The following is a 26266-nucleotide window of genomic DNA, read 5'->3' as shown; positions in this document are numbered from 1 at the left end:
TATCGGCTCGGATTCGGCGATAACATTTGCCAATGACAGCGATCGAGCCCTGCTGCGATATGTGTCAGTCGCCGCAGCCGCAGACATCCGCGGCTGACCCGCGGTGGCTCCGCGCGGCTCGGTGGGCGCGGCGGTTGTCGTGGGTCAGCCTGGCCTGGATGCTCACCGAAGCGGTCCTGGGGCTTTGGCAAGGGCTGGCCGCCGGCTCGATCGCCCTGGCCGGATGGGCGCTGGGCAGCGGTGTCGAGGGGGTGGCCAGCGTCATCGTGATCTGGCGGTTCACCGGTGCCCGCACCCACTCCCCGACCGCCGAACGCAACGCGCAGCGCGCTGTGGCCGTGTCGTTTTGGTTGCTGGCGCCCTACATCGCCGCCGAGTCCATTCACCACCTGCTGCGCGCCGACCACGCAGAAACCACCGCGATCGGCATCGCGCTCACCGCCGCCGCGGTGGTGGCGATGCCGATCCTCGGCCGCGCCAAGCGCGGGCTCGCCGAAGAGCTTCGTTCGGGGGCCACCGCCGGCGAAGGAACCCAGAACTACCTGTGCGCCGCCCAGGCCGCCGCCGTGCTCGTCGGTTTGGCGGTCACGGCCGCCCGGCCCGGCGTCTGGTGGGTCGACCCGGTCATCGGCCTGGGCATCGCCGCCGCCGCCGGCTGGGAAGGCCTGCAGTCCTGGCGCGGCCAAACATGCCAATGCTGACCGCCTCCCGTTGACGCTGCGGCGTTGTCACCCCTCCGCCATAGCATCGTGGGCGTTGCCGAAGGGAGCCCCATGAAGATCGATTTCACCCCGGATCCTCAGCTCTACCCGTTCCAGTCGCGCTGGTTCGACAGCTCGCGCGGGCGCCTCCATTACATCGACGAGGGCGACGGGCCGCCGATCCTGTTGTGTCACGGCAACCCGACGTGGAGCTTTCTGTACCGGAACATCATCGTCGCGTTGCGCGACCGGTTCCGTTGCATCGCACCCGATTACCTCGGCTTCGGGCTATCGGAGCGGCCCGCGGGGTTCGGCTACAAGATCGACGAGCACGCCCAGGTGGTCGGCGAGTTCGTCGATCACCTCGGGCTCGACGGCTACCTGACGATGGGCCAGGACTGGGGCGGCCCCATCAGCATGGCCGTCGCCGTCGAGCGCGCCGACCGGGTGCGCGGCGTCGTGTTGGGCAACACCTGGTTCTGGCCGGCGGACACGTTCTCGACCAAGGCGTTCAGCCGGGTCATGTCCAGCCCGCCCATGCAATACGCCGTCCTGCACCGCAACTTTTTCGTCGAACGGCTGATCCCGGCGGGCACCCAGCACCGCCCGAGCGGGGCGGTGATGGAGCACTACCGGGCCGTGCAGCCCAGCCCGGAGGCGCGCAAAGGCGTGGCCGAGATGCCCAAGCAGATCCTCGCCGCCCATCCCCTGCTGGCCCGGCTCGCCCGCGAGGTGCCCGCCGAACTGGGCGCCAAGCCCGCGCTGTTCGTCTGGGGCATGAAGGACTTCGCGTTCCGGCCCGGCCCGACGATCCCGCGGATGCGCGCGACGTTTCCCGATCACGTCGTCGTCGAGCTGCCCGAGGCCAAGCACTTCATCCAGGAGGACGCCCCGGATCGAATCGCGGCGGCGATCCTCGAACGCTTCGGCTGACGGGGCCGGGGCTACGCGAACGCCTCCACCGGCGGGCAGGAGCAGACCAGGTTGCGGTCGCCGTAGGCGCCGTCGATGCGGCGCACGGGAGGCCACACCTTGGGCCGGAAGTCCTTACCCAGCGGGTAGGCGGCCTCCTGCCGGGTGTACGGGTGGTCCCAGTCGGAGACCAGCAGGCACTCCGCGGTGTGCGGCGCGCCCCGCAGCGGGTTGTCGTCGGCGGACCACTCGCCCGCGCCGACGCGGTCGATCTCCCCGCGGATGGCGATCATGGCCTCGCAGAAGGCGTCGACTTCGGTCAGGGTCTCGCTCTCGGTGGGCTCCACCATGAGGGTGCCGGCCACCGGGAAGCTCATGGTGGGCGCGTGAAAGCCGTAGTCCGCCAGCCGTTTTGCTACGTCGTCGACGGTTACCCCGGTCGATTTGGTGATGGCGCGCACGTCCAGGATGCACTCGTGGGCGACCATGCCGTTCTCGCCGGCGTACAGCACCGGGAAGTACTCGTCGAGCCGCCGGGCGATGTAGTTCGCCGACGCGATCGCGGTCAGCGAGGCCGCCCGCAGACCCTCGGCGCCCATCATCCTGATGTAGGCCCAGGTGATCGGGAGGATTGACGCCGACCCGTAGGGCGCCGAGGACACCGGATGCCCCCCGGGCAACTCCGGTGCGTAGGGGTGCCCCGGCAGGAACGGGGCCAGGTGCGCGCGCGCCGCCACGGGGCCGACGCCCGGACCGCCCCCGCCGTGCGGGATGCAGAACGTCTTGTGCAGGTTCAGGTGGCTGACGTCGCCGCCGAACCTGCCCGGGCGGGCCAGCCCGACCAGCGCGTTGAGATTGGCGCCGTCGATGTAGACCTGACCGCCCGCGTCGTGGGTGGCCGCGCAGATTTCGGCGATGTCGTGCTCGTAGACGCCGTGCGTGGACGGGTAGGTGATCATCAGCGCCGCCAGCCGGTCGGCGTGCTCGGCCACCTTCGACCGCAGATCGTCGAGGTCGACGTCGCCGTTGTCGCGGCAGGCGACCACCGCCACCCGCAGCCCGGCCAGCGCGGCCGATGCCGCGTTGGTGCCGTGCGCGCTGGACGGGATCAGGCAGATGTCGCGATGCGGTTCACCCCGGCTGGCGTGGTAGTCGTGGATCGCCAGCAGGCCGGCGTATTCGCCCTGCGAGCCGGCGTTGGGCTGCAGCGAGACGGCGTCGTAGCCGGTGATCTGCACCAGCCAGTTCTCCAGATCGGCGATGAGACGGCGCACACCCGTGGTGTCGGACGCCGGAGCGAACGGATGCAGGCGGGCGAATTCCGGCCAGGTGATCGGTTCCATCTCGGCCGCGGCGTTGAGTTTCATCGTGCACGAGCCGAGCGGAATCATGCTGCGGTCCAAGGCAATATCCTTGTCCGCGAGCGTGCGCAGGTAACGCATCATCGCGGTTTCGGTGCGGTACTGCGTGAACGCGGGATGGGTCAGGAACTCCGATGTCCGGGTGATGATGCCGGCGCACGCGGGCTCGGCGGGCGCCACGCCGAAGGCCTCGAGCACCGCGGTGACGTGCTCGTCCGTGGTGACCTCGTCGCAGGCCACCGACACGTGATCGTCGTCGACGCGGCACAGGTTGATGCCGTTGGCTTTGGCCGCGGCGACGACCTCCCCGGCGCGTCCCGGCACCCGGGCCAGGACCGTGTCGAAGTACTTGTCGTGCACCAGCGCGTCGCCGAGTGCGGCGGCGATCGCCTCGGCGTGACCGTGTACCCGGCGCGCGATCGCGGTCAGCCCGTCGGCGCCGTGGTAGCTGGCGTACATCGCGGCCATCACGGCCAGCAGCACCTGCGCGGTGCAGATGTTGCTGGTCGCCTTGTCGCGACGGATGTGCTGCTCGCGCGTCTGCAGCGCCAGCCGGTAGGCCGGCGACCCGTCGGCATCCAGCGACACCCCGACCAGCCGCCCCGGCAGCTGGCGCGCGTGGTTGGCGTGCACCGCCAGGTAGCCGGCGTGTGGACCGCCGAATCCCATTGGCACGCCGAACCTTTGGGTGGTGCCGAACGCGACGTCGGCCCCGATCTCCCCGGGCGGCGTGATCAGCGTCAACGCCAGCAGGTCCGCACCGATGGCGACCAGCGCGCCCCGGTCGTGGGCTTCGGAAACCAGCGCCGACCAGTCCGTGACCGGTCCGCTGGCGCCGGGCAGCTGCGTGATGACGCCGAAGAAGTCACCGTCCGGCAGGCCCTGACGCAAGTCCGCGCCGACGATCTCGATGCCCAGCGGCGTGGCCCGGGTGGCCAGCACGGCCACGGTCTGGGCGAAGACGTCGGCGTCCACCGCGAGCCGGTTGGAGCCGCCGCGGGTGGCGCGGTGCATCAAGGTCATGGCTTCGGCCGCCGCGGTGCCCTCGTCGAGCATCGACGCGTTGGCGACCTCGAGGCCGGTGAGGTCGGCCACCATCGTCTGGAAGTTCAGCAGCGCCTCCAGCCGGCCCTGGCTGATCTCCGGCTGATACGGCGTGTAGGCGGTGTACCAGGCCGGGTTCTCCAGGATGTTGCGCAGCAACACCGGCGGCGTGTGCGTGTCGTAGTAGCCCTGCCCGATCATCGACACGGCCACGGTGTTGGCGTCGGCCAGCCGCCGCAGCTCGGCCAGCGCCTCGGCCTCGCTGGCCGGCGGCGGCAACTCGGCCAGGCCGGGCGCGGCGCCGTCGACGAGCCGGTCGAGGATGCCGGCGGGAACCGCCCTCGATGCCAGCTCGTCTAACGAGGGGACACCGATGACGTTGAGCATCGCCGCAACGGCCTGGCCGTCGGGGCCGATGTGCCGGGAGGCGAACGTTGACTGGTCGGGCACGGGCAGAACTCCTGAGGTCGAGGGAGTAGCGGCCCTCTCCCTCTGTCTTCACCCGTTCGCCGGGCGCCTGAGAGATTCGGCGCCGGGTGCTGCCCGAACGCCTTTCCCCATCGGCGGGTGTGGACCGTTACGGTTCTCCACCGCTTTCCAGAGGCATCGTCAACTCGCGCGGTCCGGGTGCCTGAGAGGTTGACGGAGAGGTGTTGCTCCTTCGGCGTCCGTGACTGGCGGCCACGGAACTCTCCCGCTCGAGTGCGACGCGTGCGCCAGTTTACCCGGCCCCCGTCAATCCCCCGCGAGCGTGCGTGTCTGCGCAGTGACACGCCGCAAAACGTGTACACCCGCGCACGCTCGCGCCAACGGAGGGGCGTCAGCCGATCTTGCGGTCGCGGTGCTTGCGGCGGGAGGCCAGCTCGTCTTCGGGGGCGGCGATCGATTCGCCGCCGTCGGCGCGCTCGCCGTGGAAGTCGGCGATGACGCCGGTCAGCTCGCGCATGGCCCCGGAGACGGCGATGCCGAACACGCCCTGCCCGCCCTGCAACAGGTCGACGACCTCTTCGGCCGAGGTGCACTCGTACACGGTGGTGCCGTCGGAGAACAAGGTGATGTTGGCCAGGTCCTGGACGCCGCGTTGGCGCAGATGGTCGACCGCGACCCGGATGTTGTGCAGCGAGATGCCGGTGTCGAGCAACCGCTTGACGATCTTGAGAACCAGGATGTCCTTGAAGGAGTACAGCCGCTGGCTGCCGGAGCCGGCCGCGCTGCGGATCGACGGGACCACCAGCGACGTGCGGGCCCAGTAGTCCAGCTGTCGGTAGGTGATCCCGGCGATCTGGCAAGCGCTCGGCCCGCGGTAACCCACCAGCTCGTCGGGCACGGAATCGTCGGGAAACAGCCCCGGCTGCACGGGCGCGCTCGCTGCGGTGACGGCCTGGTCGCTGTCCGCGGCGTTCGCGCCGTCAGCCAGATCCAGCTGCTCTTGACGTGGCTGCTCGCTCACGGTGGTTCCTCTCGCCGATCGCGCTGTCCTCGTTGGCTGCACCGCAGCCACGTTTGCTCAGGCCCGAGTGCTAGAGAGCTTACGCTTTTCGATAGCCGACGCGCCTTCAAGTCGTGATGAAAGTATGGCCGCTGCGAAGCTGTGTGGCCGCACTATCGACCAGCGTGTCGACATCGCGGTGCCAGATGAGATGGATCCGTGATGTCGAGACCCAGCCTAGTGCTTCGCCGAGCAGACGCAGAATCGCACGGTTGGAGCGCAGCCCGTGCGATTCTGCGACTGCTCGCGATGGGTGACTGCGGGCGCTAGGTGGCCTTGAAGTCGTCCGGCGAGACGCTGTCGAGGAACTCCTTGAACTTCTCCACCTCGTCCTCCCGGACGGCGGTGTTGCCCTCTTCGTCGGTCTCGTCGGGGATGAGCAGGCCGGCCTGCGCGAGCACGGCCTCCTCGACGTAGATCGGGACGCCGACCCGCAGCGCGATCGCCACCGAGTCCGAGGGGCGAGCCGACACGGTGATGTTGCGGTCGAAGACCAGGTCGGCGTAGAACGTGCCCTCCTGGAGGTCGACGATCCGCACCTCTTTCAGCGAATGCCCCAGTGCGGCAATGAGATCCCTGATCAGGTCGTGCGTCAGCGGACGGGGCGGCTCGACGCCTTGCTGCTCCAGCGCGATGGCGGCGGCTTCGGACTGACCGATCCAAATTGGCAGGTATCGGTCACCGTCGGCTTCGCGCAGCAACAGCACCGGTTGGTTCTGCGGCTGCTCGACGCGAATGCCGACAACACGAACTTCGCCCATCTGTGTCTGCCCTCCGCAACTCTTCAGCCCGCCCGAACACCAAGCTGTCCAACGAAGTCTAATCCTCAGCGATGCAGAACGTCGCGAACGGCAGACTTGATCAGCGAGGTGTGCAGCGTGATGGCGAGCGCGGCCACCTCACGCGCCAGGTCGTCGGCGCGGTCGCGGGCGCCGGTCTTGCCCGCCTTGACTACCGGCCCGGCAATCTGGGCGATCAGGTCGGACTGTCGGTCGGCCGCGTTGCGGAAGGCGCGCAGGTGCCGCGGCTCGACGCCGTATTCGGCCAGCGCCCGAGCGCATTGCAGGATCACCACGGCATGCTCGTCGAAGAAACCGCCCGCACCGGTGTTGATCACCCCGGCCTTGAGCAGCGCAGTCAGCAGGTGCTCGTCCACACCGGAGCGTTCCACCAGGTCTTCGCGGCTCAGCCGGATCCGGGTCGGAGCCACGGCCGCCGGGTCGGGCCCGGCCTCGGTCTCTTCCCCGCGGTCCGGCACCGATACCAATCGCGGTACGGCGTAAGGCGATCCGATCGGGGGGAGCTCACCGTCGGGCTGGGCGTCCAGCTGCGCCCTGATCACCTTCAGCGGCAGGTAGTGGTCGCGCTGGGCCGTGAGGATGAACCGCAGGCGCGCGCAGTCGTACGCGGTGAACCTCCGATATCCCGACGCGGCGCGCTGCGGCGTCACCAGCCCCTCGGCCTCCAAAAAGCGAATCTTGGAGATGGTCACATCGGGGAAATCCGGCCTCAACAGATCCAGGACCGCCCCAATCGACATCCCGGCAAGAGCCGGGCTATCGGGCGCGCTCACTACCCTCCCGAACCTCCATCGTCGTCACCCTGCTTGGGTCCGGTCAAAAACACCAACCGGAACTTGCCGATCTGCACTTCGTCGCCGTTGGCCAGCACCGCCGAATCGACGGGCTCGCGGTTGACGTAGGTGCCGTTCAGGCTACCGACATCCACGACGTGAAATTCATTGTTTTCCAACCTGAATTCGGCGTGGCGGCGGCTGACGGTGACGTCATCGAGGAAGATGTCGCTGTCGGGATGCCGACCGGCGGACGTGATGGGCTGGTCGAGCAGGAACCGCGATCCGGCGTTCGGTCCCCGCTTGACGACCAGCAACGCCGAGCCGGCCGGGAGCCCCTCGACCCCGGATACCGCGCTCTCGGTCCCCGCTTGGGCGGGGGCGTCCAGTTCGTTGAGGAAGTCGGCGCGGAAGACCGAAGTCGTCTCAACCGTGACTTCGTCAGAGGTCTGGTCTTTCCCCATATCCGAGTCCATGTCCGTCACGCGCTGCTCCTCACTGGCCGCTGTGGCGTTATCCGACCGGGCGGCACGCCCGGTTCTCCTCTGGGTTTCCTGAGTTTTTCTCGGCCCCGTATTGCTTATTACTTGACTGTCTAGTGCCTTCGCGTGTCGATCAAGTGTCGATCTGTCGACCGTACCGCGCACCGGTCCGCGATGCCCCCACCACCTGATGATCGAAATCCCGACCGGGCGCGCCGCCCGCGTCGGCGAGCGGGGCTGGCAGGCACATTAGCAACCGTCATTCGGTCAGCGTCCCGCGGTAGGCCTCGGCGTCGAGCAGCGCGGAAATCGCCGACTGAAGTTCGGCGCCGTCGGCAACCTGGACATCCACGAGCCAGCCGGCGCCGTAGGGGTCGGAGTTGACCAGCTGCGGACTGCCCTCCAGCTCGCCGTTGACCGCCGACACCGTCCCCGAGACCGGGGCGAACAGGTCCGACACCGATTTCGTCGATTCCACCTCGCCAAACGATTCGCCCGCGCTCACCTGGCTGCCCACGTCGGGCAGCTGGACGAAAACGACGTCGCCCAGGGCCGACTGCGCAAAGTCGGTGATTCCGACCCGGACGGTGTCCTCACCGCTTCGTCGAACCCACTCGTGTTCGGCGGTGTAATGCAGATCGGACGGAATATCGCTCACGGGGGATCCTGTTCTGGTCGCTTCTCACTTGACGGGCTGAGCGTATTGGTGCGGTTTTGGTTGTCGCAAGGTGGTCACCTCCACGCGGTCGGCCTGCTGCACCGACATCCGCGCCCCGACGCGCTTGATGCTGTCTTCCGCGCCGCCCGGGATGTTCATGGCTGCGGCCAGCGTGGGCGGATCGCCAATCGCCAGAATCGAATACGGCGGCGACAGGTTCTTGGTGTCGATGGTCAACGAGCCGGGCGTACCCACAATCCAGGTATCGACACCCACCCGCACCGACTGGTGCGCGTCGTTGACCTCGATCGCTTCGGCGCCGGCGGCGCGCAACTCGTTGACCACGTCGAGCATCGCCTCCGGTGACACCCCGGGGCCGGGGTCATCGATCGTGATCGTGACACCTGGCCCGGTGGCGCCCACGGCGCCGACCAAGATGGACAGCGCGTTCAGCCTGGCCTGGGCGCTCTGGATGGCGGCCTGATCGGTGTTGCCGGAGGCCTGCAGGGAATTCAGCGTGTTCTGTAGTTCCCCGACTTCGGTGTTCAGCGTGGCCTCACGCTGCCGCAGCGAATCCAACAGCACCAACAGGTCGGCCGGGCGGGCGGTGTCGAGCGAATCGCCCGACTTGGTCTGGCGCACCTGGGTGACGATCGCGACCCCGAGGACGAGGCACAGCACGGTCGCCAAGATCCCGAAGCCAAGGCGGGAGCGACCGCCCCGCCGCAGGCCGGACAGCCCCGTGCGGCGAACCGGCCCGATCTCGGGGCGCGGGCGCTTGGCGGGCAGTTCATGGCGGCCATGCGGCGCGCCGTCGCCCGCCTTGTGCTCACGACTTTCCCTGTCTTTGGCCCCGCCTTGGGGGCCGGGGCGATCGGGCGGGTCCTGGTTCACGCTGGCCTCAAGCCCCGAACAGCCGGCGCCGCAGCGCGGCCGCGTTGCCGAAGATGCGAATGCCCAGGACGACGATGATGGCGGTGGACAGCTGCGTGCCGACGCCCAGCTGGTCGCCGACGTAGACGATCAGGGCGGCCACGAAGACGTTGAACACGAACGACACGACGAAAACCTTGGGGTCAAAGATCCGTTCGAGGTAGGCGCGCAGCCCGCCGAACACCGCGTCGAGCGCGGCCACCACCGCGATCGGCAAGTAGGGCTGGACGGCCTCGGGGACGGCGGGGTGGAAGATCAGGCCGAGCACGATGCCAACGGCGAGCGCCGCGATGCCGATCATGCGCGGCACCCCACGCCGGCGAGCGGGATCGGTCTGGGGAGAAGTTGTCTCACTAGGGCCCAATCTGTTTGGCGAACTTGACATCCCGGATCGATCCGGCGGGCAGCGACAGACCGTCGGCGACGTTCACGGTGACGACGACGCCGTAGGAGGCCTCCAGCAGCCGCAGGCGCTGCAGGCCGGGGCTGCTGTCGAAGACGTCTCGCATCGCGTGCGGCGGCCCGACCGCGAGGATCTGGTAGGGGCTGCTGGTGGGGTTGTTGTCGACCAGGATCGCCCCGCCGGCCTGCCGGATGGTCACGTTCGGCCCGATGCGCACGCCACCGACGGAGATCGCTTCGGCGCCGCTGGCCCACAACGAGTTGACGACCAGCTGCAGATCTCGGTCCAGGATGATCTGCCGGCTGCCGCTGACGCGCTGCTTGGACACGTCGGAAAGGTTCGGTCCGGCACCGGGATCCGTCACGGTCACCGTCAGACCGGGACCGATGACCGCGGTGCTGGCCGCCGCCAGGCTGAGCGCGTCGAGCCGGGTCAGCAGCCGCTGGCCCTGGGCGTTGTCCGCGAGCGCCCGGCGCTGCACGTCGTCGACCCTCGCCGACAGCGCGCTGCGTTCCTTGCCCAGCCTGGCCGCCGTGGTTTCCGACGAACGCACGCTTTGCAACAGCAGCTGCTGCGCGTTGCGGACGCCGGGGGCAACCGAGCGGGCCTGGGCGACCGCCGCGGCGAATACCGCGGCGATCAACAGCGCCGCCAGCGCCTCCCACAGCCGGCCGAAAGCCCGTTCCCGCCCGCGCCGCGGTGCGTCCGAGCCGCCGCGTCTGGCGGCGGCCGCGGCGTACCCCGGATCCAGGTGCTCCGACAGCAGGGCGCGAAGCAGCGAGGGCACCGGGATCAGCTGCGGCCGGGCCGCGGCGTGGGCGCTGCGGCCGGCGTTCGGGTCATAGCCGCCGAGCAGGCGGTCGGCGTCAGCCATGCTCACCCGTCTCGGGCGCGACCGGCTGGGGGGCAGCGTGTTTGAGCTTGGGCATGCGGCGCACCACCAACGCCATCTGCACCGCATACAACACGAAAGCCCACAGGTACGAGTACAAGCCCCAACCCAAAAAGCCCCACCCGCAGGCCCTCAGCACCCGACTCCACACCGCACCCCCCGTGCCCAGCAGCACCAACGGGAAGCCGGACATCAACGCGAAGGTGGCGGCCTTGCCGATGTAGGTCACCGGCAGCGCCGACAGCCCGCGACTTCGCAGCAGCGGCAGCGTCGCCGCGAGCAGCCCGTCCCGCACCAGCAGCGTGATGACGAACCACCAGGGCACGATTCCGTCGACCGCCAGGACGATCGGGACGGTCACCATGTAGAGGCGGTCCACCGCCGGGTCAAGCAGGACGCCGAGCCGCGACGACTGGTTGAGGGTGCGGGCGATCTTGCCGTCGGCCCAGTCGGAGGCCCCGCTGAACATCAGGATCGCCACCGCCCAGCCGTTGGCGTGCGCGAACAGCAGGACGTAGATGAATACTCCGATGAGCACCAGGCGGATGGCGCTCAGGGCGTTGGGCACTGTCAGCACCCGATCGGGCGGAAGCACCTGCTCCATGAGCCGTGACATTAGTCGAACGCCGGAGGTGAAGCTGGCCGCGCACTCGGCGGCCGAACGCCCTAGCGGAACACCCCGGGCAGGCTCAGGGTCGACAGCGTGTCATCCGACAGCGGGTTGTCGTTGACCATGTACGTCCACGTCGACGTCGGCCGTGCCAGCTTGGACAGGTCCAGACCCGGCTCGTCTTCGAGCACGTTAGCGGTTTCGAAGGTCTGCTGGGCCGCCTCGATGGCGTCGGCGGCCAGCGACGCGAAGGCGTCGACAGCCAGCCGGTGGAATTCGTCGAGCGGATTTTGCCGGCCCAGCGCGCGCAGGTGGATGCTTTCGCGGATGTCGGCCAGGTACGCCAGGTGATCCGCCCAGCCGCGGTCGAGGTGATACAGCATGATCAGCCGGCAGATCTTCTCCAGACCCTCCTCGGGGATTTCCTTGGACAGTTCCTCGTACCGATCCGGCGCCAGCTCGGCGAGTTCCTCGCGCGCGGTTGCGGTGCGCAGCAACGTGTTTCGCCGGTCGACGATGATCGCGCGCTGCTGGGCGATCAGTTGGTTGTAGCGCCAGGTGTTGGCGTGCACGTCCAGCATCCGGCCCTCGGCGACCCGCTGCGCGTGATCGAGCATCCCCGCCGCCTTGGGGCTCACGATCCGCCCGTCCTCGTCGGTTTGCATCGGCAACTTGTTGCGGTCGAGGTTGGCCGCGACGACGTCGTCCTCCCAGCTCGAGAAGAACACCGACGACCCCGGATCGCCCTGGCGCCCGGCGCGCCCGCGCAACTGGTTGTCGAGCCGCTCGGTGTGATGCCGGCCCGTGCCGACCACGTGCAGCCCGCCCAGTTCGGCCACCCGGTCGTGATCGGCCTCGTCGGACCCGCCGAGGCGGATGTCGGTGCCCCGCCCGGCCATCTGGGTCGACACCGTGATCGTGCCGAACTCGCCGGCCTCGGCGATCACCTTGGCCTCCTCGGCGTCGTTTTTCGCGTTCAGCACCACCGCCGGCACACCGCGGCGCAGCAGCCGCTCGTGCAGCTCCTCGGACTCGGCCACGTCGCGGGTGCCGACCAGCACCGGCTGCCCGGTCTCGTGCACCTCGGCGATGTGGGCGACGATCGCGTCGTTCTTGGCGGCGGCGGTGATGTAGACGCGGTCGGACTCGTCCTCGCGAATGTTGGGTTTATTCGGCGGGATCGGCGACACACCGAGCTTGTAGAACTGGCGCAGCTGCTCACCGGCGGCCAGTGCGGTGCCGGTCATTCCGCAGACGGTGGCGTAGCGATTGATCAACGCCTGCACGGTGATGGTGTCGAGCACCTCGCCGGTCTCGGTGGTCTCGATGCCCTCCTTCGCCTCGACGGCGGCCTGCAGGCCGTCCGGCCACCGCTGCAATTGCGCGATGCGCCCGCGGGAGGAGTTGATCAGATGCACCGCGTCGTCCCGCACGATGTAGTGCACGTCGCGATGCAACAGCACGTGCGCGTGCAGCGCCACGTTGACCTCGGTCAGCGTGGTCCCGACGTGTTCTTCGGAATACAGATCGATGCCGCCGAGCGCCTTTTCCACCTTGCGGGCGCCGACGTCGGTCAGGTGGACGTTGCGGCTGTCGGAGTCCGTGTCGTAGTCGGTGCCGGCGTCCAGTTCACCGACCAGCTTGATGATCTCCAGTCGCGGTGTCTCGCGATGCGTGGTGCCGGCCAGGACCAGCGGCACCAGCGCCTCGTCGACCAGCACCGAGTCGGCCTCGTCGATCAGGGCCACGTCGGGGTTCGGCGAGACCAGGTCGTCGACGTCGGTCACCAGCTGATCGCGCAGCACGTCGAAGCCGATCTCGTTGACCGAGGCGTAGGTGACGTGGCAGCCGTAGGCGGCCCGCCGCTCCTCGCTCGTCGAGTCCGCGGTGATCCAGCCGACGGTCAGCCCCATCGCTTCCAGCAGCGGGCCCATCCACTCCGCGTCGCGGCGGGCCAGATAATCGTTGATGGTCACCACGTGCACGTGCCGACCGGCCAGGGCGTATCCGGCGGCCGCGATCGCCCCCGACAGGGTTTTGCCCTCACCGGTGGCCATCTCGATCACGTCGCCGGCAAGCATCCGCAGCGCACCCAGGAGCTGCACGTCGAACGGCCGCAACCCGGTCGTCCGCTCGGCCGCCTCCCGCGCGATCGCGAGGAACTGCGGGATGTCGGCGGATTCCGCGAGGTCGTCGAGTTTGAGCAGCCCGGTCGCCTTGCGCAGCTTCTCGTCGCTGAGGTCGGCGGCTTCCTTGTCGTACTCCGACGAGGCGGTGACGTCCGTAAGGGACCGGCTGCGGTTCTTTTCGGTGCTGGCGCCCAGCAGTCGCCAGAACCGGCTACTCAGGCGTCCGGGTTGGGTCCGGGTGGTCTTTGACACAGGTCAACGGTACGCGAGCCGCCGTCGGGCGCGAGGGTGCGTGTCTGTACCGCGACACGCCGTAATCCGTGGCAATCTGCGCACGGTCGCGGGCTCGTCGGCGCCCGTCACGCCAGGTTCGACCGGCGCGGGTAGGCGACGGCCGGGTCGGTGAGCACGTTGACGACGGCAGGCAACCCGCTGGAGAACGCGCGTTCCAGCGCGGGCCGCAGCTCGACCGGCGCGGAGACCAGTTCGCCGTGGCAGCCCAGGGCGCGCACCACCCCGTCGTAGCGGGTGCCGGGCCGCAACTCCGCCACCACCGAATAGCCGTACAGCGCCTCCATGGGGTGCTTTTCGAGGGCCCAGATCCCGTTGTTGCCGATCACCGACACGACCGGCACGCCGTGCCTCGCCAGGGTGTCCCACTCCATGCCGCTGAAGCCGAACGCGCCGTCGCCCTGCAGCAGCACGACCTGACGGTCGGGCCGCGCCAACTTGGCGGCCAGTGCATAACCGGGGCCCGATCCCAGGCAGCCGAACGGGCCGCTGTCCAGCCAGCAGCCCGGCAGGTAGCTGTCGATCACCCGGCCGGCATAGGACCCGAAGTCGCCGGCGTCGATGACGACGATCGCGTCGCGGTCCAGCATTGGCGCCAGCTCCGCGTACACCCGCATCGGATGCAGCGGGACCCGGTCGTCGGCGAGCTCGGCTTTTTCCTGGGCGCGCGCCGCCGCCTCGGCCGTGCGCAGCTCGTCGACCCACCCCTGGTGCCCGGCACCGCCCGCCGCCAGGGCGGCCAGGATCGAGGTGAGGTCGCCGTACAGCCCGGCCGCGATGGGACGCGGATGCTCGCGGCCGGGCTCGGCGCGGTCGGCCACGACGAGCTGGGTCTGGGCGCCGAAGACCTTGCCGAAGCCCAGCCGGAAATCCATTGGCACGCCGACGATCAGCGCCACGTCGGCCTCCCCCAGTGCTTTGGCGCGGACGCGCGAAAACGCCATCGGGTGGTCGGCGGGCACGACGCCGCGGGCCATCCCGTTCATCAGCACCGGGATTTGTCGTTCCTCGGCGAGGCGCAGCAGCGCCCCCTCCGCGTGTCCCCACCAGACGTTGGTGCCCGCCATGATCACCGGCCGCTGCGCGGCGGACAGCAGGCCGGCGGCGCGGTCCAGCGCCCGGGCATCCGGGGCGGGGCCCTGCGGCAGCGCGGTCAAGGCGCCCGGTGAGTTGTCGTCCTCCGACATTGAAAAGGCGTGATCCATGGGGAAGTCGACGAAGGCCACACCGGACGGGGCGCCCACCGCCGCCCGCAACGCCTCGTCGACCAACCGGCCGGCGTCCCCGGCCGACTGCGCCGTCGCGGCGAATCGCGCCAGTGGGGCCACGAACGGCACATGGTCGATCTCCTGCAGCGAGCCCATGCCCCAGCGCAGCGCGGGAGCCCGGCCCCCCAGGACCACCAACGGCGACTGGTTCTGCTGCGCGGCCGCCATCGCGCTCATCCCGTTGGTGACGCCGGGCCCGGCGGTGAGGGCGGCTACGCCCGGCAGCCTCGTCACCTTTGACCAGCCCTCGGCGGCGAACGCCGCGGTCTGCTCGTGCCGGGTGTCGATCAGCCGGATTCCCTCGGCACGGCACCCGTCGTAAATGGAAAACAGGTGGCCGCCCGACAACGTGAAGACGGTGTCGACGCCGCTGGCCTTGAGCCGCCGCGCGATGAGCCGGCCGGCGTGCAATGTTTGTGTGGGGATGGCGTCGGTACTCATTACCGCAGCCTATCCAGATCCTTCGGGTACCTTCGCCGAAGGATTTTCGTTGAGCACAGGCTGGACACCTCGGCCGTAAGGAGACCTCGACCATGGGCCCGAAGCCGTTCAAGCCGTCGATCGACTGGTCGGCGGCACCCATGGATTCGCTGCGGTGGATCGCCATCGCCTGGGCAATCGGGGCCGTGTGTCTGCTGGCCGTGCTCGTCGCGTTTCGGTTTCTCACGCCGTGGGGCCGGCAGTTCTGGCGGATCACCCGCGGATATTTCGTCGGTCCGGCGAGCATCAAGGTGTGGCTGATGCTCGGCGTGTTGTTGCTGTCGGTGCTCCTGTCGGTGCGCCTCACGGTTTTGCTCAGCTATCAGGGCAACGACCTCTACACCGGGGTGCAGAAAGCGGTCCAGGGCATCGCGGCGGACGACGACAACGTCAAACAGTCTGGGATCCATGGCTTTTGGATGTCGATCGTGATCTTTTCCGTGCTGGCGACGCTGTATGTCATCCGGTTCATGATCGACATCTATCTGACGCAGCGGTTCATCATCGCCTGGCGCATCTGGCTGACCGCCCACCTCACCGATGACTGGCTGGGCGGCAAGGCATATTACCGGGACCTGTTCATCGACAACACGATCGACAACCCGGACCAGCGCATCCAGCAGGACATCGACATCTTCACCGCCAATGCCGGCGGCACGCCGAACATCCCGTCCAACGGGACCGGCAGCACGTTGCTGTTCGGGGCCGTCAACGCGGTGGCCTCGGTGATCTCGTTCGCGGCCATCCTGTGGCAGCTGTCGGGAGATCTGGACGTTTTCGGCGTGGTGTTGCCGCGCGCGATGTTCTGGACGGTCCTCGTCTACGTGCTGGTCGCTACCCTGGTCGCGATCTGGTTGGGCCATCCGCTGATCCAGCTGAGCTTCAACAACGAAAAACTCAACGCCGCCTTCCGTTACGCCCTGGTGCGGTTGCGCGACGCGGCCGAGGCGGTGGGCTTCTACCGCGGTGAACGAGTCGAGCGAGCGCAACTGTGGCGGCGCTTCACGCCGATCATCGGCAACTATCGCAAGTTCGTGCGCCGGACGATCATCTTCAACGGGTGGAACTGGTCGGTGTCGCAGGTGATCGTTCCGCTGCCGTGGGTGATCCAGGCGCCGCGGCTGTTCGCCGGAAAGATCGACTTCGGCGACGTCGGCCAGAGCGCGACGGCCTTTGGCAACATTCAGGATTCGCTGTCGTTCTTCCGCAACAACTACGACGCGTTCGCGGCGTTTCGGGCAGCGATCATCCGGCTACACGGGCTTGTCGACGCCAACAGCCAGGGCCGCGCGCTGCCGACCATTCTGGTCAAGCCGAGCGAGGAGGCGACGGTCGAGCTCCGCGGTGTCGAGGTGCGCACGCCGGGCGGTGACCAGCTGATCGATCCCCTCGATGTGCAGTTAGACGAGGGTGACGCGCTGGTGATCACCGGGCGGTCCGGCGCCGGAAAGACCACGCTGCTGCGCAGCCTGGCCGAACTGTGGCCCTACGCGTCGGGGACGCTGTGCCGTCCCGACGGCGACAACGCGACGATGTTCCTGTCGCAGTTGCCGTACGTGCCGCTGGGCAATCTGCGCACCGTCGTGTGCTACCCGAACTCGCCGGACGACGTCTCCGACGATGCGCTGCGCGAGGTGTTGACCAAAGTGGTTCTCGCGCCGCTGATTGACCGGCTGGACGAGGAGCAGGACTGGGCCAAGGTGCTTTCCCCGGGTGAGCAGCAGCGGGTCGCGTTCGCGCGCATCCTGCTCACCAGGCCGAAGGCCGTCTTCCTCGACGAGGCCACCTCGGCGCTGGACGAGGGCCTCGAATTCGCGCTCTACCAGCTGGTGCGCGCCGAGCTGCCGGACACCGTCCTGGTCAGTGTGAGTCACCGGCCCACCGTCGAACAGCACCACGACCAACAGCTCCACCTGTTGGGCGGCGGCGAATGGCGGCTGGGCCCGGTGGAAAAGGAGCCCGCGCCCGTTTAGCGCCCGCGCCCCGCGTGCGCTCCGGCGCGATGTCCTAACGCGCCTGCGCGCCCCCGGCCCCGCGGCCCGCGTGCGCTCCGGCGCGGCGACCGAAGAACGATCCCTCCCCCAGCTGCGTGCCGCTGGCGTAGCCCTTGCCGTCCTGGGCGATGTTGGACGCGCACGCCCCGACCGCGTACAAGCCGGGTACCGCCGAGCCGTCCTCGCTCAGCACCTGGCCGTCCACCGAGGTGGCCAGCCCGCCGACGGTGAAACCGGCGTACATTGCCTTGCCCAACGACATGTCGAACGCGCCCCACGGGCCCTTGTCTTGCGGCGCAAGGAATTCCGGTTGCTTGTGGAAGTCGGGGTCCTCGCCGCGGGCGGCATGGGTGTTGTAGCGCTCGAGCGTCGCGACCAGGTTGCCCTGCGGGATGCCGAGCGCGGCTTCCATCTCGGCGACGGTCTCCCAGCCGTCGATCAGCGGCACCAGCGGCATCTTGGGATGCTCCAGGTGCGCCTCGTCGACGATCAAAAACGCCGCGCTGTCCGGCTGGTCCATGATGAAGCCGGCGGTCCGGGAGTGGTAGGAATCCTCGGCGACGAACCGCTGGCCGAGCTTGTTCACGATGATCCCGGTCAGCAGGATCGACGGCGGGTACGGCGGGGCCGTGATGAAGATTTGATCCATGTGCTGGGTGGCGCCGCCGGCGGACTCACCCAGCCGGATGCCCAGGCCGTCGTCATAGGTGTTGCCGAGCACGAACGGCTTCTCGCCCAGTTTGGGGGTGTACTTGGCTACCATCTCCGGGTTCATCACGAAGCCGCCGGCAGCGATGATCACCGACTTTGCCTTGATCGCACCGGTTTCGGTGAAGCGCTTCCACGCCACGCCGGTTACTGCGCCGGAGTCGTCGACGACGAGCTGGGTGGCGCCCGTCTCGTAGCGTATTTGCACGCCGAGGCTCGCGGCGCGTTTGAGGAGCAGGTCGACCACCATGCTGGCACCGCCGGTGTCGCCGGGCACGGGCACCTTGTGGCCTCGCGGCGCCGGTACGGCCTTTTCCAGGAAGGGCCACACCTTCTCGTTGCCCGTGAACATCAACCCCTCGGTGTTGGGCTGGATCACCGCCTTGCCCGGGAAGTAGCTGCGCTCGAACTGAAAGCCCAAGTCTTCCAGCCAATTGAAATGCTCGACGCTGCCCTCGCAGTACGCGCGGATCTTGGCGTGGTCCGGCTGCCGCGACACGGCGACCAGATACTTGTACATCTCCTCGGGCGAATCGGGATGCCCGGTGGCCTGCTGGACGGCGGTCCCGCCCCCGAGGTAAAAGTGGCCTCCCGCAAGGGAAGTGGTGCCGCCCGCCGCGGCCGCGCGCTCGAGCACCAGCACCCGCGCACCCGAGGCGGCCGCACTGACCGCCGCGCAGCCACCGCCGATGCCAAAGCCGATCACCACCACATCGACGTCGTCCGACCAAGACGTCACCGTGGTCGCGCTGATCGTCGCTGGAATCTCGGTGCTCACCGCTGCTGCTCCTGTTTGATGTAGTCGTAGAAGGGCCTCATCTCGGGCGCGATGTAGGCGATTTCAAGAAACGGCACTCCCGCCTGCCGCGCCGACACATAGGCGAATTGGATGCCGCCGGCCATCACGCCCTGCTGCACGACCGGCGCTTTTTGGCCCGCGGCCTCGGCCAACGCCGCGTCGAACTGTTCGGGGCTCCCCACCTCCACGCAGATGTGGTGCAACCCCGCCCCCGATTCCCGGAGGAAGTCACTATAGATGTTCTCCCCGCGGACCGGTTGGATCAGCTCCAACTGCATGTCCCCGAGGTAGCTCAGGGAGATGCTGGCGACGAAATCGGCCGGCTTGCCAAGATAGCTGCACGTCTCCGGAGCAAAGTGCACGTCGGGTATCCGCACCCACTTCCGGACGCCTAATAAGCCGGTGAGGGCCCTTTCGGTGGCGTCCAGGTCCGGGGTGACCCATGCGATCTGCGTCGGCGGTTGAGGCGTAGGGGTCATCGTCTCGCAGGATAGCCCAGGGCGGCGGCCGCCAGAAAGGGCCGGCCAAACTTTGCCGTGACAGGCCGCCTGGGCCCCGGAAAGGGGCGATGAACACGTTCTAATTCCGCCGGGTCAATGCTGGCTCAGCACGTCTACCAGCAGCCCGAGCTGGGCGTCGAACACCGCCGACGGGTCGGTCAGGGTATCGGCGCCGTATTGCCCGAACACCTCGAGGCTGATGGCGCCGAGCACACCGGCCCACAACAAGAAGCACTTGGCGATGACCTGGTCGTCCCCCGGAAACCCGAACTCGTGGCGAATGCGTTCGAAGTCCGACGACATCGGTTGTGGCGCAAGGTCACTCGTCAACCGGATGTCCCCGGTGGCGATTCCGGCGGCGACGGCGTCGAAGATGGCCCCCACCACGCGGGTGCCGGCCGGGACTGTGCGCTCCGCCGGCGCGTGATATCCGGGCACCGGGCTGCCGTAGAGCAGCGCCCACCGGGCGGGATGGGCGACGGCCCACCGCCGCGCCGCCCGCGCGATCGCGATGACGTCGTCGCTCCACAGGTCGCCCACCGTCTCGCGGGCCCGGTCCACCGCGTCGGCCAGGTCGGAATAGGCGTCAACCAGCAGCAAGGTCAGCAACTCGTCGCGGCTGGAAACGTACCGGTACACGGCCGAGGACACCATGCCCAGATCGCGGGCGATGGCACGCACCGACAACCCCGCGGCGCCGCGATCCACCAGCTGACGCCGGCCCAGTTCGACGATCCGCGCCTCGATCTGCTCCCGCGATTCCTGGCGTTTGCCCACGTGGCCAGTCTGGCACAACCGAGATCACCGCTCTTGCTTTTCGAACCGGGCTGTGGCAGCGTGTCGAGCAATGAGAGCACCGCTCTCACAATCTTCGAGAGGACTGACCATGGCGACGCGTTACGAAGAACCGGGGCGGCTGGTCCGGGCCGCCAACACCGTGATCCGCTGGTTTGCCGAGCTGGGAATCAGCATCGCCGGGACCCGGGCGCTGCGCGTCCGTGGCCGCAAAAGCGGAAAACCCCGGGCGGTGGTGATCAACCTGTTGAGCGTCGACGGCGTCGACTATCTGGTCTCGCCGCGCGGGAACACGCAGTGGGCGCGCAACGTCCGGGCCGCGGGCGTCGTCGAGGTCGGCCCGCGCTGGCGGAGGCGACGCTCCCGGGTCAGCGAGGTCGACGATGCCGCCAAGCCCGACGTGCTGAGGCGCTACCTGGCGCGGTGGTACTGGCAGGTGAAGGACTACGTCGGCGGGTTGACGCCCGACTCCACCGATGATCAGCTGCTCGCCGGCGCACCGGCCATCCCCGTGTTCGTGCTCGAACCCGCTCGGTAGGGCGCGTCAGCGCGGGTTGGTCGTTGCCCCGAGATCCTGGCGGACCTGGTCGGAGGCGGCCCGCCACGACACCGCCGCGGGCAGATCTCCCCACACGCTGTTGAAAATTCCGACGATCTCCCCCGGCCCGCCGTTGGGTGCGAGGTACACCGGCCCCCCGGAGTCGCCCCGCTGGCTCTGGACGCCGTGCGACATGGTGAACCAGCCGTTGTTCACGCTTTCGACGGTCCCGCACGTCTCCCCCGTTATGACGCCGAAATGGCATACGGCTTCGCCCGGCTGCAGCGTCGCGGCGGGGTTGGATTCCAGTGGGCGCCCGCCGGGCAGGACGTTGTTAGCCGTGACGCCGCTGTCCAGCACGATCGCCTCGTAGTCGTTGATCGCCTGGTCGGTGGCCACGGTGGTGCCGCTGGGCGTGTTGTCGCGGAACGTCGCGAGGCGGCCGATGACGTTGTGTTCCCGGTCGTAAACGACCCCACTACCCCGGCAATGCCCCGCGGTGAACGCGATCTTCAGCCCCGGGTCGACGTAGCCCAGCGTGCAGACGCGATTGTCCTGATGGATTTCCATCCCGGGAAACACCACCGGATCCGCTCTGGCGGGCGCCGGCGGTAGCCACGATGCCAGGGCCGCAAAGGAAGCCGACGCGGCGAATGCGCGCATTGCCAGGCGGTGCACCATGAGCCCCCATCCGTCCGTGAAAAGGCCGATCCGAAGGGTGACGTTACGACTTAGTCTCACCCCTCGTTGATCTTTTCGCACGTGATGGCGCTGGCGTTACCCCGGCGTGACCAGCGGGACGGCGTCGGCGGGCGTGCTCGCCACGCGCGGCGCCCACCCCGGGGGCCCGAAGACGAAGCCGAGCCGGTCACGCAGGCGTTTCGCCGATCGCCAGTCGCGGGCGATGGCGACGTATTCGCGCGTCTGCAGGTTCCAGATGTTGAACGTGTCGACCCGCTTGGTGAGGCCGTAGTGCGGGCGAAACAGCTCCGTCTGGAAGGTCCCGAACAGCCGGTCCCAGATGATCAGGATGCCCCCGTAGTTCTTATCCAGATACGGCTGATCCATGCCGTGGTGCACGCGGTGATGCGACGGGGTGTTGAAGACGAACTCGAACGGCCGGGGCAGCTTGTCGATGCGCTCGGTGTGCACCCAGAATTGGTAAATCAGGTTCAGTGACCAGCTGAAAAACACCATCCAGGGTGGAAGCCCCAAGAGCGGCAACGGCGCCCACATCAGGATCTCGCCGCTGTTGTTCCACTTCTGGCGCAGCGCGGTGGCGAAGTTGAAGTATTCGCTGGAGTGGTGGGCCTGGTGCGTTGCCCAGATCAGCCGCACCCGGTGGGCGATGCGGTGGTAGGTGTACCACAGCAGGTCGACACCGAGGATCGCGATCACCCACGTGTACCACCGCTGTGCCGAAAGGTGCCACGGCGCCAGGTAGGCATAGATGCCGGCATAGCCGAACAGGGCCAGCGCCTTCCAGCCGGCTGAGGTGGCGATCGAAACCAGCCCCATCGAGAGGCTCGCCGCCGCATCGCGGGCGAGGTACGCGCCCGACGCGTGCCGGGCGGGATAGGCACCCGAGGACTCGATGCGCTCCAGCTTGCGGGCCGCCGTCCATTCGAGAACCAGCATCAGCAGGAAAAACGGAACGGCGAACAGCACGGGATCTCGCATCTGCGCCGGCAGCGCGAACCACAACCCGGTGACAGCGTGCACACGGATAGATTACTTCCACCGGCCGAGGTTGGTAACGGCCCGTACCAATGAGGTGTTGAGCGCGTGACCGCAGTGGTGGTGATCGGCGCCGGGTTTGCCGGGCTGTGGGCGGCCCTCGGCGCCGCCCGGCGCCTCGACGAGCTCGGCGTGCCGGCGGGCACGGTCGGCATCACCGTGTTGAGCGCCCAGCCCTTCCATGACATCCGGGTGCGCAACTACGAGGCGGAGTTGAGCGACTGCCGGATCCCGCTCGCCGACCTCCTCGATCCCGTCGGCGTTGCGCACGTCGCCACCGAGGTGACCGCCATCGACCCCGGCGCCCGCTCGGTCGCCACATCGGGCGGTGCGGTGTTCGGCTATGACCGGCTGGTGCTCGCGTCGGGCAGCCACGTGCTCAAACCCGACATACCGGGCCTGCGGGAGTACGGCTTCGACGTCGACACCCACGATGGCGCCCTTGCGCTGCAGCGCCACCTGGGCAAGCTTGTCGGCAGCGCGCCGACGCCCGGGGCGGCCTCCGTCGTCGTGGTCGGGGCCGGGCTGACCGGCGTCGAGGCGGCCTGCGAGCTGCCAAAGCGGCTGCGCGCCTTGTTCTCTCGCGGAACCGCCACCCCGCGGGTGATCTTGATCGACCGCAATCCCGCGGTGGGGTCCGACATGGGTCCCTCGGCGCGTCCGGTGATCGAAGAAGCCTTGTCACGCAACGGCGTTGAGACCAGAACGGCGGTCGGTGTCACGGAGGTCACCGAGCGCGGCGTGTCGCTGTCCTCGGGCGAACGGCTCGAGGCCGCCACCGTGGTGTGGTGCGCGGGCATGCGGGCCAGCTCGCTGACCGAGCAGCTACCGGTGCCGCGCGACCGGCTGGGCCGGGTGCAGGTCGACGACTACCTGCGGGTGGTCGGCGTGCCGTCGGTCTTTGCCGCGGGCGACGTGGCCGCTGCCCGCATGGACGACGAGCACCTGTCGGTGATGTCGTGTCAACACGGGCGGCCGATGGGCCGTTATGCCGGCTACAACGTCATCAGCGACCTGCTCGGTGAGCCGATGCTGGCCCTTCGAATACCCTGGTACGTCACGGTTCTCGATCTGGGTCCGGCCGGCGCCGTCTACACCGAAGGGTGGGACCGGGTGGTGGTCTCGACGGGCGCGGCGGCCAAGGCCACCAAGCAGACGATCAACACCCGCCGGATTTACCCGCCGCTGACCCGCGACCGCGCCGAGCTGCTCGCCGCCGCCGCGCCAGAGTTGCAGGCCCGCCCCTGATCGGGTCAGTCCGACTGCACCTGATCGCCGGCGTACCAGTGCACCGCCCGCACGCCCGGCTGCAGCGACAGTTCGGCCACCAACCGCTCGAGTTTCGCCGGGGTGTGGCCGTCCATGAGCAGATGCGCGGTCAACGTGATCTCGTCGTCCCCGGCCGGCCCCGTGTGGATGCCGCGCAGCGTCATGTCGTTGCCACTGGCGTGTTGCACGATCTGCGCGCGCGCGTACTTTTCCGTTTTCGGTCGGCAAATCACCTGCACGAGGAACGGCTGCAGGCTTTCGTCTTCCTCGTCGGTGTTGTCGCGGTCGATCAGCCGGCCGAGTGGGCGCCCGAACAGGTGAATCGCGATGACGGTGCCGGTGCCGATCAACGTGAAGATCAGGTGCCCCGACGCGGCCAGCACGCCAATCGCCGCCGAGCACCACAGGGTGGCCGCGGTGTTGAGCCCGCGGACGTTGACACCCTCGCGCAGGATCACCCCGCCGCCGAGAAACCCGATACCGGACACCACATACGACGCGACCCGCGTCGGGCTGGTGTCCTCGGTGGCGACGGCGTACAGCACGAACAGCGTCGCGCCCGCGGCGACCAGCGCGTTGGTGCGCAGGCCCGCCCGCCGCGCCCGCCACTGCCGCTCCAGGCCGATCAAGGCGCCGCAGCCCACCCCGACGGCAAGGCGGAGGGCGAAGTCCGCGACGCTCAATGTCTGCATGGCGGCGCCCTCCTTCCCCGCCCGCGCGCCGGTCGGCGGCAGCTAACCACGCACAGGTGAACGGCAGGTGGACCGGACCCGAACCCGTTGCCGCGCGGCCACACCCGCGAAACCGCGAGATGGCGCGACCGATGCATTGGAGCCCGAAGAGCCCGTCGTCAACTTCAACCGGTCAAGCCGCGGGGGCTTGCGCTATGCCTTGTGGAGCTGCTGGGGGCAATAGAACTTCGCCGAGATCATGGCGAAATTGGATGCGCTTTCCATATCGAACCCCGGATTATGGGTCTTCACATCGTGAACTAGCTCCAGGCCCGATTCGCCGTCGTTCAAGCACGTGCACACCGCTTTGCCGGACGTGATGGCCGCATCTGGGTTGCCGTAGTTGATGCCGACTTGCTGCAAAGCAGCGAGGAAGCCGGCGTCGTCACCCTCCGGCGGAGGCGGAGGATCGGCGTAGGCTGGCGCGGCGAGGCCGATCATGGCGGAAACGCCGAGTATCGCTAGTAGCAGTCTCATAATTCACTCTCCCAATTTCGTTGCGCACTAACTCGATTGCGCTTCGGAGGGCACGATTGTGGCCTTGTCGCCCTTTTTCAGGTGCACCGCGTGGATGCCGGGTTTTTTCGCTAGCTGCTCGAGCAGGCTGTCAAGACCTTCCTGGTCAACCGTGTGGTGCTGCACGCTTTCGGGTTTCTCCGAGATTTGTGCAACCAGACGCTTGAGTTTTTCCGGCGAGTGGGCGTCTTTGAGGTCCTTGATGGGTTTGACGCGGCCGCGCACGCCAGCATTGGCCACAACGGTGGGGCCCCCCGCGCCCAGCGCGCTGCCGAGCATGCCTGCCACCGACATCGAACTGAGCAGCCCACCCTCGCCGAGCGCGGCCGCCGGCACGGCCTCCGCTCCCCCGGCCGACAAGGCGGAGGCGACCATTCTGACGGCTGGAGTGTTCGCGGCCCAGCTGGGCGGAACCGACAACTTCCCGACCAGAGTGCCGGCATTTCCCATACCGCCCGACACCTCGCTGAACAGCGTGCCCCGGCCAAAGTGTGGCGCCGCAAGCCCGCCCCCTAGCAAGTCTCTCGGGATCGCGCCAAGCGCGCTTGGGTGAGGGGCGAACTTGAGGACCTGCGACACCGGAAGGTTAATGGCCAGCCCGATCCAGTTGTATTGCGTGGTGTAGCCCAGTGGAGTCCTTAGGGCTGTGTAGATCTGGCCAATGGTCGTAGACCAGGTTGGCCCTAGGACGGAGTCGACGATGTTGTTGAAGAAGCTGGTGTAGCCGGTGCTCACTTCTGCCAGTGCTGCCAGTATCGGGTTGCCCACCGTCAGAGGGTTGACTATTTCTGACACGAGGGACTGTGCAGCGCCGGCCGGGGTCGCAGCTGCGGCGGCCACCGCGGCCGTTTGGGTGGCGATCCCGCCGGAGTTGGTGATCTGCGGGGCCGCGGTAAACGGTGTCACCTCGGTGGCGGCCGATGACGAGCCGGCGTAGCTGTTCATCGCCACAGCGTCCTGAGCCCACATCTCGGCGTATTGGGTCTCGGTTGCCGCGATCGCCGGGGTGTTCTGCCCGAAAACATTCGTTGCCACCAGCGACGCCAGTTGGGTGCGATTGGCCGCGATCTCCACCGGCGGCACGTGCGCGGCGAACGCCGCCTCGTAGGCGGTAGCCGCCGCCGTGGCCTGGGTCGCAGTTTCGGCGGCCTGTGCGGCGGTCCCCTGCATCCAGGTCAAATAGGGCGCGACGGCGGCGGCCATGGCCAGCGACGAAGGACCGACCCAGGGGCTGCTGGTCAGTGTGTCGATCACCGACGAATAGGAGGCCGCTGTGGACTGCAATTCGGTGGCCAGCCCGTCCCATGCGGCCGCGGCGGCCCGCATCGACCCCGATCCCGGGCCCGTGTACATCCTGCCCGAGTTGAACTCCGGTGGAAACGCTGCGTAAAACATGTCTCTACCCCTTACCTGTCGGGCGAGTCTGGGTGGTCTGTGTTGGGCGACTATCCAT

Annotated in this window: 25 protein-coding genes and 2 riboswitches; of the genes, 5 read left to right on the top strand and 20 right to left on the bottom strand. The window is 68.3% G+C overall.

Annotated elements, in window-relative coordinates; genetic code table 11:
• The first annotated feature begins 59 nt into the window (after nucleotides 1–59).
• Nucleotides 60–701 carry a cation transporter gene (locus BN4348_RS40870; protein WP_235852876.1) on the top strand — a complete coding sequence of 214 codons (642 nt, stop codon included), beginning with the start codon at nucleotides 60–62 and terminating at the stop codon, nucleotides 699–701.
• A 72-nt stretch (nucleotides 702–773) separates the two neighbouring features.
• Nucleotides 774–1634 (top strand): haloalkane dehalogenase, encoded by an 861-nt coding sequence (locus BN4348_RS40865; protein WP_066912553.1) that lies wholly within the window; start codon nucleotides 774–776, stop codon nucleotides 1632–1634.
• A gap of 11 nt (nucleotides 1635–1645) precedes the next feature.
• On the opposite strand, the gene gcvP is transcribed toward BN4348_RS40865, so the two are convergent.
• From gcvP to BN4348_RS40805, 12 genes are all read right to left on the bottom strand, one after another.
• A complete protein-coding gene (gene gcvP / locus BN4348_RS40860) occupies nucleotides 1646–4468 on the bottom strand; it encodes an aminomethyl-transferring glycine dehydrogenase (protein ID WP_066912550.1) in 2823 nt (940 codons plus the stop codon).
• A 32-nt stretch (nucleotides 4469–4500) separates the two neighbouring features.
• Nucleotides 4501–4625: riboswitch (glycine riboswitch) on the bottom strand.
• A 2-nt stretch (nucleotides 4626–4627) separates the two neighbouring features.
• Nucleotides 4628–4725: riboswitch (glycine riboswitch) on the bottom strand.
• A 113-nt stretch (nucleotides 4726–4838) separates the two neighbouring features.
• A complete protein-coding gene (locus tag BN4348_RS40855) occupies nucleotides 4839–5468 on the bottom strand; it encodes a MerR family transcriptional regulator (protein ID WP_066912542.1) in 630 nt (209 codons plus the stop codon).
• A 305-nt stretch (nucleotides 5469–5773) separates the two neighbouring features.
• Nucleotides 5774–6268, bottom strand: coding sequence for a bifunctional nuclease family protein (locus BN4348_RS40850; protein ID WP_066912540.1), 495 nt, complete (start codon nucleotides 6266–6268; stop codon nucleotides 5774–5776).
• A gap of 65 nt (nucleotides 6269–6333) precedes the next feature.
• A complete protein-coding gene (gene ftsR, locus BN4348_RS40845) occupies nucleotides 6334–7080 on the bottom strand; it encodes a transcriptional regulator FtsR (RefSeq protein ID WP_066912537.1) in 747 nt (248 codons plus the stop codon).
• Nucleotides 7080–7565 carry a glycogen accumulation regulator GarA gene (gene garA, locus BN4348_RS40840; protein ID WP_066912535.1) on the bottom strand — a complete coding sequence of 162 codons (486 nt, stop codon included), beginning with the start codon at nucleotides 7563–7565 and terminating at the stop codon, nucleotides 7080–7082. The genes ftsR and garA overlap by 1 nt, the downstream gene beginning before the upstream one ends.
• A gap of 256 nt (nucleotides 7566–7821) precedes the next feature.
• Nucleotides 7822–8220 (bottom strand): glycine cleavage system protein GcvH, encoded by a 399-nt coding sequence (gcvH, locus tag BN4348_RS40835; RefSeq protein WP_066912532.1) that lies wholly within the window; start codon nucleotides 8218–8220, stop codon nucleotides 7822–7824.
• A gap of 24 nt (nucleotides 8221–8244) precedes the next feature.
• On the bottom strand, nucleotides 8245–9009 hold the full coding sequence (locus BN4348_RS40830) for a DUF881 domain-containing protein (RefSeq protein WP_235852874.1): 765 nt from the start codon (nucleotides 9007–9009) through the stop codon (nucleotides 8245–8247).
• A gap of 112 nt (nucleotides 9010–9121) precedes the next feature.
• On the bottom strand, nucleotides 9122–9454 hold the full coding sequence (locus BN4348_RS40825; protein WP_066912527.1) for a small basic family protein: 333 nt from the start codon (nucleotides 9452–9454) through the stop codon (nucleotides 9122–9124).
• A 52-nt stretch (nucleotides 9455–9506) separates the two neighbouring features.
• Nucleotides 9507–10430: a DUF881 domain-containing protein gene (locus tag BN4348_RS40820; RefSeq protein WP_066912525.1), complete on the bottom strand. Its 924-nt coding sequence runs from the start codon at nucleotides 10428–10430 to the stop codon at nucleotides 9507–9509.
• Complete coding sequence (locus tag BN4348_RS40815) at nucleotides 10423–11052, bottom strand: CDP-alcohol phosphatidyltransferase family protein (protein ID WP_066912522.1); 630 nt, start codon at nucleotides 11050–11052, stop codon at nucleotides 10423–10425. Before BN4348_RS40815 ends, BN4348_RS40820 begins: the two co-directional genes overlap by 8 nt.
• Before the next feature lie 62 nt (nucleotides 11053–11114).
• Nucleotides 11115–13439 (bottom strand): accessory Sec system translocase SecA2, encoded by a 2325-nt coding sequence (secA2, locus tag BN4348_RS40810; protein ID WP_066912519.1) that lies wholly within the window; start codon nucleotides 13437–13439, stop codon nucleotides 11115–11117.
• Between the two features lie 107 nt (nucleotides 13440–13546).
• Nucleotides 13547–15187 (bottom strand): acetolactate synthase, encoded by a 1641-nt coding sequence (locus BN4348_RS40805; protein ID WP_066912515.1) that lies wholly within the window; start codon nucleotides 15185–15187, stop codon nucleotides 13547–13549.
• Nucleotides 15188–15279: 92 nt separating this feature from the next.
• Between BN4348_RS40805 and BN4348_RS40800 the strand changes: the two genes are divergently transcribed.
• On the top strand, nucleotides 15280–17199 hold the full coding sequence (locus BN4348_RS40800; protein ID WP_066912512.1) for an ABC transporter ATP-binding protein/permease: 1920 nt from the start codon (nucleotides 15280–15282) through the stop codon (nucleotides 17197–17199).
• A 34-nt stretch (nucleotides 17200–17233) separates the two neighbouring features.
• On the opposite strand, the gene BN4348_RS40795 is transcribed toward BN4348_RS40800, so the two are convergent.
• From BN4348_RS40795 to BN4348_RS40785, 3 genes are all read right to left on the bottom strand, one after another.
• The gene (locus BN4348_RS40795) at nucleotides 17234–18706 is read right to left on the bottom strand and encodes an FAD-binding protein (protein WP_066912510.1); all 1473 of its coding nucleotides are present in this window, start codon (nucleotides 18704–18706) and stop codon (nucleotides 17234–17236) included.
• Entirely contained in the window at nucleotides 18703–19206 is a 504-nt protein-coding gene (locus BN4348_RS40790) for a VOC family protein (RefSeq protein ID WP_066912507.1), read from the bottom strand. Before BN4348_RS40790 ends, BN4348_RS40795 begins: the two co-directional genes overlap by 4 nt.
• Before the next feature lie 114 nt (nucleotides 19207–19320).
• On the bottom strand, nucleotides 19321–20004 hold the full coding sequence (locus BN4348_RS40785; RefSeq protein ID WP_211145711.1) for a TetR/AcrR family transcriptional regulator: 684 nt from the start codon (nucleotides 20002–20004) through the stop codon (nucleotides 19321–19323).
• Between the two features lie 109 nt (nucleotides 20005–20113).
• On the opposite strand from BN4348_RS40785, the gene BN4348_RS40780 reads away from it, so the two are divergent.
• Complete coding sequence (locus BN4348_RS40780) at nucleotides 20114–20560, top strand: nitroreductase family deazaflavin-dependent oxidoreductase (RefSeq protein WP_066912501.1); 447 nt, start codon at nucleotides 20114–20116, stop codon at nucleotides 20558–20560.
• 6 nt (nucleotides 20561–20566) lie between these two features.
• Here BN4348_RS40780 and BN4348_RS40775 read toward each other — a convergent pair whose 3' ends face one another.
• Nucleotides 20567–21241: an Rv1815 family serine proteinase gene (locus tag BN4348_RS40775; protein WP_066912498.1), complete on the bottom strand. Its 675-nt coding sequence runs from the start codon at nucleotides 21239–21241 to the stop codon at nucleotides 20567–20569.
• A gap of 96 nt (nucleotides 21242–21337) precedes the next feature.
• Nucleotides 21338–22282 (bottom strand): sterol desaturase family protein, encoded by a 945-nt coding sequence (locus BN4348_RS40770; RefSeq protein ID WP_066912494.1) that lies wholly within the window; start codon nucleotides 22280–22282, stop codon nucleotides 21338–21340.
• A 63-nt stretch (nucleotides 22283–22345) separates the two neighbouring features.
• Here BN4348_RS40770 and BN4348_RS40765 point away from each other — a divergent pair, with 63 nt between their 5' ends.
• Nucleotides 22346–23545, top strand: a complete 1200-nt coding sequence (locus BN4348_RS40765; RefSeq protein ID WP_066912486.1) for an NAD(P)/FAD-dependent oxidoreductase — start codon at nucleotides 22346–22348, stop codon at nucleotides 23543–23545.
• Between the two features lie 5 nt (nucleotides 23546–23550).
• On the opposite strand, the gene BN4348_RS40760 is transcribed toward BN4348_RS40765, so the two are convergent.
• The 3 genes from BN4348_RS40760 to BN4348_RS40750 form a co-directional block, all read right to left on the bottom strand.
• Nucleotides 23551–24258, bottom strand: a complete 708-nt coding sequence (locus BN4348_RS40760; protein ID WP_066912483.1) for an MgtC/SapB family protein — start codon at nucleotides 24256–24258, stop codon at nucleotides 23551–23553.
• Between the two features lie 192 nt (nucleotides 24259–24450).
• The gene (locus tag BN4348_RS40755; RefSeq protein WP_372513971.1) at nucleotides 24451–24777 is read right to left on the bottom strand and encodes a DUF732 domain-containing protein; all 327 of its coding nucleotides are present in this window, start codon (nucleotides 24775–24777) and stop codon (nucleotides 24451–24453) included.
• A 24-nt stretch (nucleotides 24778–24801) separates the two neighbouring features.
• Nucleotides 24802–26208, bottom strand: a complete 1407-nt coding sequence (locus tag BN4348_RS40750; RefSeq protein WP_066912474.1) for a PPE family protein — start codon at nucleotides 26206–26208, stop codon at nucleotides 24802–24804.
• Nucleotides 26209–26266: the final 58 nt, after the last annotated feature.

It is taken from the genome of Mycobacterium interjectum (genome assembly GCF_900078675.2).
In the GTDB taxonomy this organism is placed as follows: Bacteria; Actinomycetota; Actinomycetes; order Mycobacteriales; family Mycobacteriaceae; genus Mycobacterium; species Mycobacterium interjectum.
Note: the sequence above shows the minus strand (reverse complement) of the source record. Positions and strands in the feature narration are given on the sequence as shown.

What these genes read in the sequence shown, in the direction of transcription:
- BN4348_RS40870 (WP_235852876.1), top strand. Translation starts at nt 60, where the DNA reads ATGTGTCAGTCGCCGCAGCCGCAGACATCCGCGGCTGACCCGCGGTGG.
- BN4348_RS40865 (WP_066912553.1), top strand. Translation starts at nt 774, where the DNA reads ATGAAGATCGATTTCACCCCGGATCCTCAGCTCTACCCGTTCCAGTCG.
- BN4348_RS40850 (WP_066912540.1), bottom strand. Translation starts at nt 6,268, where the DNA reads ATGGGCGAAGTTCGTGTTGTCGGCATTCGCGTCGAGCAGCCGCAGAAC.
- BN4348_RS40825 (WP_066912527.1), bottom strand. Translation starts at nt 9,454, where the DNA reads ATGATCGGCATCGCGGCGCTCGCCGTTGGCATCGTGCTCGGCCTGATC.
- BN4348_RS40820 (WP_066912525.1), bottom strand. Translation starts at nt 10,430, where the DNA reads ATGGCTGACGCCGACCGCCTGCTCGGCGGCTATGACCCGAACGCCGGC.
- BN4348_RS40815 (WP_066912522.1), bottom strand. Translation starts at nt 11,052, where the DNA reads ATGGAGCAGGTGCTTCCGCCCGATCGGGTGCTGACAGTGCCCAACGCC.
- BN4348_RS40805 (WP_066912515.1), bottom strand. Translation starts at nt 15,187, where the DNA reads ATGAGTACCGACGCCATCCCCACACAAACATTGCACGCCGGCCGGCTC.
- BN4348_RS40800 (WP_066912512.1), top strand. Translation starts at nt 15,280, where the DNA reads ATGGGCCCGAAGCCGTTCAAGCCGTCGATCGACTGGTCGGCGGCACCC.
- BN4348_RS40790 (WP_066912507.1), bottom strand. Translation starts at nt 19,206, where the DNA reads ATGACCCCTACGCCTCAACCGCCGACGCAGATCGCATGGGTCACCCCG.
- BN4348_RS40780 (WP_066912501.1), top strand. Translation starts at nt 20,114, where the DNA reads ATGGCGACGCGTTACGAAGAACCGGGGCGGCTGGTCCGGGCCGCCAAC.
- BN4348_RS40775 (WP_066912498.1), bottom strand. Translation starts at nt 21,241, where the DNA reads ATGGTGCACCGCCTGGCAATGCGCGCATTCGCCGCGTCGGCTTCCTTT.
- BN4348_RS40760 (WP_066912483.1), bottom strand. Translation starts at nt 24,258, where the DNA reads ATGCAGACATTGAGCGTCGCGGACTTCGCCCTCCGCCTTGCCGTCGGG.
- BN4348_RS40750 (WP_066912474.1), bottom strand. Translation starts at nt 26,208, where the DNA reads ATGTTTTACGCAGCGTTTCCACCGGAGTTCAACTCGGGCAGGATGTAC.